General features: G+C 57.7%; 5 protein-coding genes and 1 tRNA gene. 3 read left to right on the top strand and 3 right to left on the bottom strand.

Annotated elements, in window-relative coordinates; translation table 11 throughout:
* The first annotated feature begins 23 nt into the window (after positions 1-23).
* A tRNA-Met gene (locus tag VIN96_RS14710) sits at positions 24-100 on the top strand.
* Positions 101-256: 156 nt separating this feature from the next.
* Entirely contained in the window at positions 257-457 is a 201-nt protein-coding gene (locus VIN96_RS14705) for a hypothetical protein (RefSeq protein ID WP_331897166.1), read from the top strand.
* A 55-nt stretch (positions 458-512) separates the two neighbouring features.
* Here VIN96_RS14705 and VIN96_RS14700 read toward each other — a convergent pair whose 3' ends face one another.
* From VIN96_RS14700 to VIN96_RS14690, 3 genes are read right to left on the bottom strand one after another with little or no spacing between them, the layout of a single operon-like run.
* Complete coding sequence (locus tag VIN96_RS14700; protein ID WP_331897165.1) at positions 513-1,223, bottom strand: DUF4386 domain-containing protein; 711 nt, start codon at positions 1,221-1,223, stop codon at positions 513-515.
* Complete coding sequence (locus VIN96_RS14695) at positions 1,220-4,363, bottom strand: efflux RND transporter permease subunit (protein WP_331897163.1); 3,144 nt, start codon at positions 4,361-4,363, stop codon at positions 1,220-1,222. Before VIN96_RS14695 ends, VIN96_RS14700 begins: the two co-directional genes overlap by 4 nt.
* A gap of 5 nt (positions 4,364-4,368) precedes the next feature.
* Positions 4,369-5,520: an efflux RND transporter periplasmic adaptor subunit gene (locus VIN96_RS14690; protein ID WP_331897161.1), complete on the bottom strand. Its 1,152-nt coding sequence runs from the start codon at positions 5,518-5,520 to the stop codon at positions 4,369-4,371.
* A gap of 133 nt (positions 5,521-5,653) precedes the next feature.
* Between VIN96_RS14690 and VIN96_RS14685 the strand changes: the two genes are divergently transcribed.
* Positions 5,654-6,274, top strand: coding sequence for a TetR family transcriptional regulator (locus VIN96_RS14685; RefSeq protein ID WP_331897160.1), 621 nt, complete (start codon positions 5,654-5,656; stop codon positions 6,272-6,274).
* Positions 6,275-6,576 lie beyond the last annotated feature (302 nt).

Raw genomic sequence — 6,576 nt, 5'->3', positions numbered from 1 at the left:
CTCGGTCCGGTATACAAAATTGACGCGGGGTGGAGCAGCCCGGTAGCTCGTCAGGCTCATAACCTGAAGGTCGTTGGTTCAAATCCAACCCCCGCAACCAATAATATCAACGGCTTAGCCTTAACCGGCTAAGCCGTTTTTATTTGTGTGGAAGCATTGATTTCATAACGGGATGCGTTGGAGTGTTTCTATAGCGATACGGTTGGCATAAACTGATAATCTCAAGTTCTGACTTTACATAGGGACCGAAGTAGGTATGAGCGCAACACTCATCTTGGCGGCGACCGGGTTTTTGGTCGGGTTTTCTTGGGGATTTAAGAGCCCTGCAAATTACTGTCACCTGGGCCGTGAAGGGGCGAAGGCATTTGGCAACCGTTTTGGCAGCGGCCTGATCAATGGCGTCATCGTCGGCGCCATTGTTGGTATCGTGTCCTACATAATATTAGGTCCGGCATAAGAGAGACGTTTCCCCGGGGGGCTTTTCAGGCGGTTCGTACTCGAAACCAGCACCATCACGCCTCTTGCCATCGCGGGACATCAACGCCCTTGATCAGCAGCCACAGGCACATCGCGAGCTCGGCGATGAGCGCCACGCCGTAGGCCGGCGTGAATGCGGCCCCAACATCGGGGACGATAAACCGCAAATAGCTTCCCATCAGATAAACCGCACCTGCAGCAATCAACAAGCCGCCGAGGGCTTTGGGGAAATAGGGCGCACGCCACACCAGATAGCCAACGACGACGCTGTTAACGCCAAAGAACAACAAGCCGAGATCGTAACCGTGCGCGTGGGCGTTTAAAAACAGCAGCACCAAGGCATGCAGTTGCTCGCTGTTGAACGCGGCCAGTTGATCGGTGCCGTTGAGGATCATCAGCGCGGCATAGTGGTTGAGCAAGTTGAGTCCGATGATGGCGGTCTGGGTCAATCGAAACGCCGCGGCCATCAAAGACAAGGTCGGGTTGACCGGGCGCAGCAAGACATAAAACAGCACCGCAAGGGCGACGTCGCTCAAAAACACCAACGTGTCGCTGACGAAGCCAAGGCGAAACAGGCCCTCGGACGCGATGATGTTGGTTGCCGTCGCAGAGGCGTCGTCCATCACGATCAAGCTTCCGCGCACGAACACTTCGCTGAAAATGCCGCAAACGATGATGACCAGATAAAGCGCGCCCGCCGTTCGCGCATAGACTTGCGGCGAGGTTGCGGACGTGTGCTCGATCATCTCGGTTCTTCCCGAATGGGGGCTTCAGCAGGCGTTGCGACTTTGCGCCGAGACCATTTTTGGATCAAGATAAACAGCATCGGTACGAAGAAGATGGCGAGGAAAGTAGCAGACAACATACCGCCGATCACCGCGATGCCGATTGCGTTTTGCGCAGCCGAGCCCGCGCCGCTGGCGATCGCCAGCGGGGTGACGCCCAACATGAACGCAAGCGAGGTCATCAAGATGGGGCGAAAGCGCATCTTCGCTGCTTGCAACGTGGCGTCGACCAGCGAGTGTCCTTCTTCGTATAGCGATTTTGCAAATTCGACGATCAAGATGGCGTTCTTGGCCGATAGGCCGATGGTGGTGAGCAAGGCGACCTGGAAATAGATGTCGTTGCTCAAACCGGCGATGAACGACGCCGACACCGCGCCGATGATGCCGACCGGAACCGCCATGATGACGGCAAACGGCACCGACCAGCTTTCGTACAGCGCCGCGAGGCTGAGAAACACCACCAGCAGAGACAACGCATACAGCATGTTGGTCTGCGAGCCCGATGCCTTTTCTTCGTAAGATATGCCCGACCACGCATAGTCGAAGCCTGCGGGCAGTTGCGCGACCATCGCTTCCATTTCGGCCATAGCCTCGCCGGAACTGACGCCGGGCGCGGCCGAGCCTTGGATGTTGACCGAAGCATCGCCGTTGAAACGTTCCAACTTGGGCGAACCGTAAGTCCAACGGGCCGAGGAAAAACTGCCGAACGGCACCATCTCGCCGGTGGCGTTGCGCACGTACCAGCGATCGATGTCTTCGGGGGTCATGCGAAACGGCGCATCCGCCTGCATGAAGACCTTTTTGATCCGGCCATTGTCGAGGAAGTCGTTGACGTACGCCGAGCCCCAGGCCGTTTGCAGAGTCTGGTTGATGTCGGCGATGGACAGCCCCAAGGTGCTGGCTTTTTCGTGGTCGATGTCGATCTTGTATTGGGGTTCGTCCGACAGGCCGTTGGGGCGCACGCCCATCAGCTTGGGATTTTGCGCCGCAAGCCCGAGCAACTGCCCGCGCGCCTGCATCAAGGCTTCATGGCCTTTGTTGGCGCGATCGATGAGTTGGAAGTCGAACCCGGACGCGTTGCCGAGCTCGCGGATCGGCGGCGGGAAAAAGGCGAACACCATCGCATCCTTGATTTGGGAGAACGCCCCCATGGCGCGCCCGACTAGGGCGAACACGCTTTGATCGGGGCGGGTGCGTTCGGACCAATCCTTGAGCGCGATAAAGCCCAACGCCGCGTTCTGGCTGCTGCCGGCAAAGCTGAAGCCGACCACGGTGAACAGGTGTTCGACGTTTTCTTTTTCTTTATCCAAGAAATAGTCTTCGACCTTCTTGACGCTTTCCAGGGTGCGTTCCGCCGACGCCCCCGCGGGGGCGCTGACCATCATGAACATGTTGCCCTGGTCCTCGTTGGGCAGAAACGATGTCGGCAATTGCATGAACAAATAGCCCAGCCCGCCGATCAGCACGACGTAGATCATGATGAAGCGGAAGGCGCGCTTGGCGATGTAACCGACGCCGCTTTGATACCCATCGCGCCCGGCGTTGAACGTGCGGTTGAACCAAGCGAAAAACCCGCTGGAATATTCCACCTGACCTTTTTTGACCGGGGTCAAAATGGTCGCGCACAGCGACGGCGTGAGAATGAACGCGATCAAAACCGACAACGCCATGGCGGCGACGATGGTCACGGAAAACTGGCGGTAGATGGCACCGGCCGCGCCGCTGAAAAAGGCCATCGGCACAAACACCGCCGACAGCACCAGCGCAATGCCGATCAACGCGCCGGTGATCTGGTCCATGGATTTGCGGGTGGCCTCTTTGGGGGGCAGGCCTTCTTCGTGCATCACCCGTTCGACGTTTTCGACCACCACGATGGCGTCGTCGACCAGCAAGCCAATGGCCAACACCATCGCGAACATGGTCAAGGTGTTGATGGAAAAACCGAACGCCGACAACACCGCAAAGGTGCCCAACAACACCACCGGAACGGTGATGCTGGGAATCAGGGTGGCGCGGACATTTTGCAAGAACAGATACATCACCAAGAACACCAACACCGCCGCTTCGAGCAGCGTGTAGACCACCGATTCGATCGACAGTTTGACGAACGGCGTGGTGTCGTAGGGATAGATCACCTTGACCCCTTGGGGCATGAAGGACTTGAGGTCTTCGACCTTGGCCTTGACCCGATCGGCGGTGTCCAGCGCGTTGGCGCCGCTGGCCAAGCTGACGGCGATGCCGGCGGCGGGCATGCGTTTGTAACGAGTGATGCGGCTGTAGTTTTGCGAACCCAGCTCGACACGGGCGACGTCCTTGAGGCGGATTTGCGAACCGTCGGTGTTGACGCGCAAGATGATGTTTTCAAAATCGTCGACGGTTCTCAAGCGCGATTGGGCGAGGATCGTCGAATTGAGCAGTTGTCCGCCAACCGCGGGCAGGCCGCCGATCTGACCGGCGGAAACGTCGGCGTTTTGCGCTTGGATGGCTTGGCGCACGTCGGTGGTGGCGAGGTTGAAGCTGAAGAGCTTGTAGGGGTCGAGCCAAATGCGCATGGCGTGCGGATCGCCGAACACCCGCACGTTGCCCACCCCATCGACGCGGGAAATGGGGTCTTGAATTTTCGATGACAGAAAATCGCCGAGTTGCTGTTGGTTGACGCTGCCGTCTTCGGAATAAAAACCGACCACCAGTAGGAAGCTGTCATTGGCCTTGGTGACGGTGACGCCCTGATTGAGGACCTCTTGGGGCAACAACGGCAAGGCTGCTTGGACTTTGTTTTGCACCTGCACTTGCGCGGTGTCGGGATCGGCTTCCGGTTCGAACGTCAGGGTGATTTGCACGTTGCCCGACGAGGCGCTCGACGACGTGAAGTAGCGCAGGTAGTCGATACCGGTGAGCTTCTGTTCGATCACCTGGGTGACGCTGTTTTCCAACGTCTCAGCCGATGCGCCGGGATAGGACGCCTGGATGGAAACCGAAGGCGGGGCGATGGTGGGGTATTGTTCGATCGGCAGTTCAGCGATCGACAGCGCGCCCGCAAGCATAATGACGATGGCGATGACCCAGGCAAACACCGGCCGGTCGATGAAAAAGCGAGGCATAACGTTTACTCCGCTTTTTCAAACGCAGGGGTGACGGTCGCGCCGGGGCGAATTTTCTGAAAGCCTTCGGTGACGATGACGGCCCCGCTGTCGACACCGCTCTCGATCAGCCAAGTGTTAGCGACGGTTTGGTGGGCTTCGATGGGCACCGGGTTGACGACATTGTCGGTGCCGATCACCCAAACCTTGAGTTTGCCGTCGCTGCCGCGCACGGCGGCTGATTGCGGCACCAGCACGGCTTCGATCGGTTTGAGGTGCAGCTTGGCGCGCACGAACATACCCGGCAGCAGCAATTGCTCGGGGTTGGGGAACAGCGCGCGCATCAGTACGGTGCCGGTGGTCTGGTCCACGGTGACTTCGGAAAATTGCAATTGGCCTTCGTGCTTGTAGGCGGTTTTGCCCGACTCATCAGATAGCGTCACCACGGGCTTCTGTTCGCCTTCGAACTGAGTACGCAGGCTCATCAGGTCGCGGCTGGGCAAACTGAGATCAACATAAATGGGGTCGAGTTGGGTCACAGTGGCCAAGCTCGCGGCTTGATTGGCGGTGACCAGCGCGCCGGGGGTGATCGACGATTTGCCGATGCGCCCGGATATCGGGGCGTAGACCTTGGTGTAGTTGAGGTTGACTTGCGCGGCCGCGACGGCCGCTTCGGCGACGGCGAGATCGGCCGTGGCCTGGTCGAGCGCCGACACCACGTCTTCGTAAGCTTGCTGGCTGACGGCGTTGGTCCTGAGCAACTTTTTGTAACGGTCGGCCTTGGCCTTGACCAGCTTGAGATTGGTCTGGGTTCGATACAAGTCGGCAAAAGCGCTGTCGTACTGGGCTTGGTAAGGGGCCGGGTCGATTTGATAGAGCGGCTGGCCCTTGTTCACCGTTGCGCCTTCTTCGAACAAACGTTCGGTGACGATGCCGGTTACCTGGGGACGGATGTCCGCGACCTTATAGGCGCTGGTGCGACTCGGCAGGTCTTTGAACAGCGCGACGGTTTGGGTTTTCAAGGTCATGGCGCCGACAGCCACGGCTGGCGTTGGTGTGGCGGCGGCAGGGGACGGTGAGGCGGGGAGGCCCAGTTTCCAATATGCCAATCCGGCACATGCAACGACCACCGTCGCACCCAGCAGCATCCATTTTTTCTTATTTTTTGTTTGGGCCATAACCGCTTTCTTTCTGGACATTGGAGTTATGATGTATTTACATACATACACGAACGTATGTCAAGGGTGTGATTGACCCAGACACACGCGATCCGGGCAATAAGATCACTTTTTGAAGTGCGGGGGAAGGGTCATGGCGCGACGGACCAAACAAGAAGCACAGGAAACGCGCGACGCCATTTTGGACGCGGCTGCGCAAGTATTTTACGCCAAAGGCGTTGCAAATTCAGGGCTTGAAGAAATCGCTGAACTGGCGGGCGTCACCCGTGGGGCGGTCTATTGGCATTTCAAAAACAAGGTCGATCTGTTCGAGGCGCTCCACGATACGCTGCATGAGCCGTTTATGGAGGTGATTCTCCATGATTTGGAAAACGATCATCCACAGCCTCTCAAACAACTGGAAGAGCTGTGTGACAACGTGCTGGTGGAGCTGGCCGACAACGCCAAGAAGCAACGCATTCTGTCGATCTTCTTTTTCAAGTGCGATTATTCCGGAGAGATGGCGCAAGTCCTGAAAAAGCAAGAAGCGCAGCAAGTTAAAAGCCGCATGCTGTTCGATCGCTATTTCGAACGCGCGCAAGCCAAGGGGCACGTCAACCCGATGTTCGATCCGCAAAGTCTGAGCATCGGCTTGTGGTGCTATCTGACCGGCATCGTTCAAGAGTATTTGCGCTATCCAGGTCAAATCGACCTCAAGCATCAAGCACCCCAATTGGTGGCGCAGTTTTTCCACGGTTTGAATCACCACCCATAATCTTTTCCCCTCGAAACCCCGTACGGGCCGCTAACGCACGTCACCTGTTCAGGTGATGTGCGTTTTCGTTTGTGCCGTGAGGATAGGCAGCGTGAGCACCTGTTCGTGAAGCCGTTTGACCTGGGAATGAGACGGTCAGCGACAGGTGTTCACACAGCCCAACGCCTGAGCCATCTGCCGGGTTTGGCGCTGTTGCAAAGCGGTATTGGCGTTTCACCTGTTCGGGTGATGTGCCGCCTCTTTGAAACGCGGAGGATGATCGTCAAGAGCATCCATCCGCCATAAGGCGAAAGCCCGAGAAC

Origin of the sequence: Magnetovibrio sp., assembly GCF_036568125.1 — a bacterium.
GTDB lineage: Bacteria > Pseudomonadota > Alphaproteobacteria > Rhodospirillales > Magnetovibrionaceae > Magnetovibrio.
Note: the sequence above shows the minus strand (reverse complement) of the source record. Positions and strands in the feature narration are given on the sequence as shown.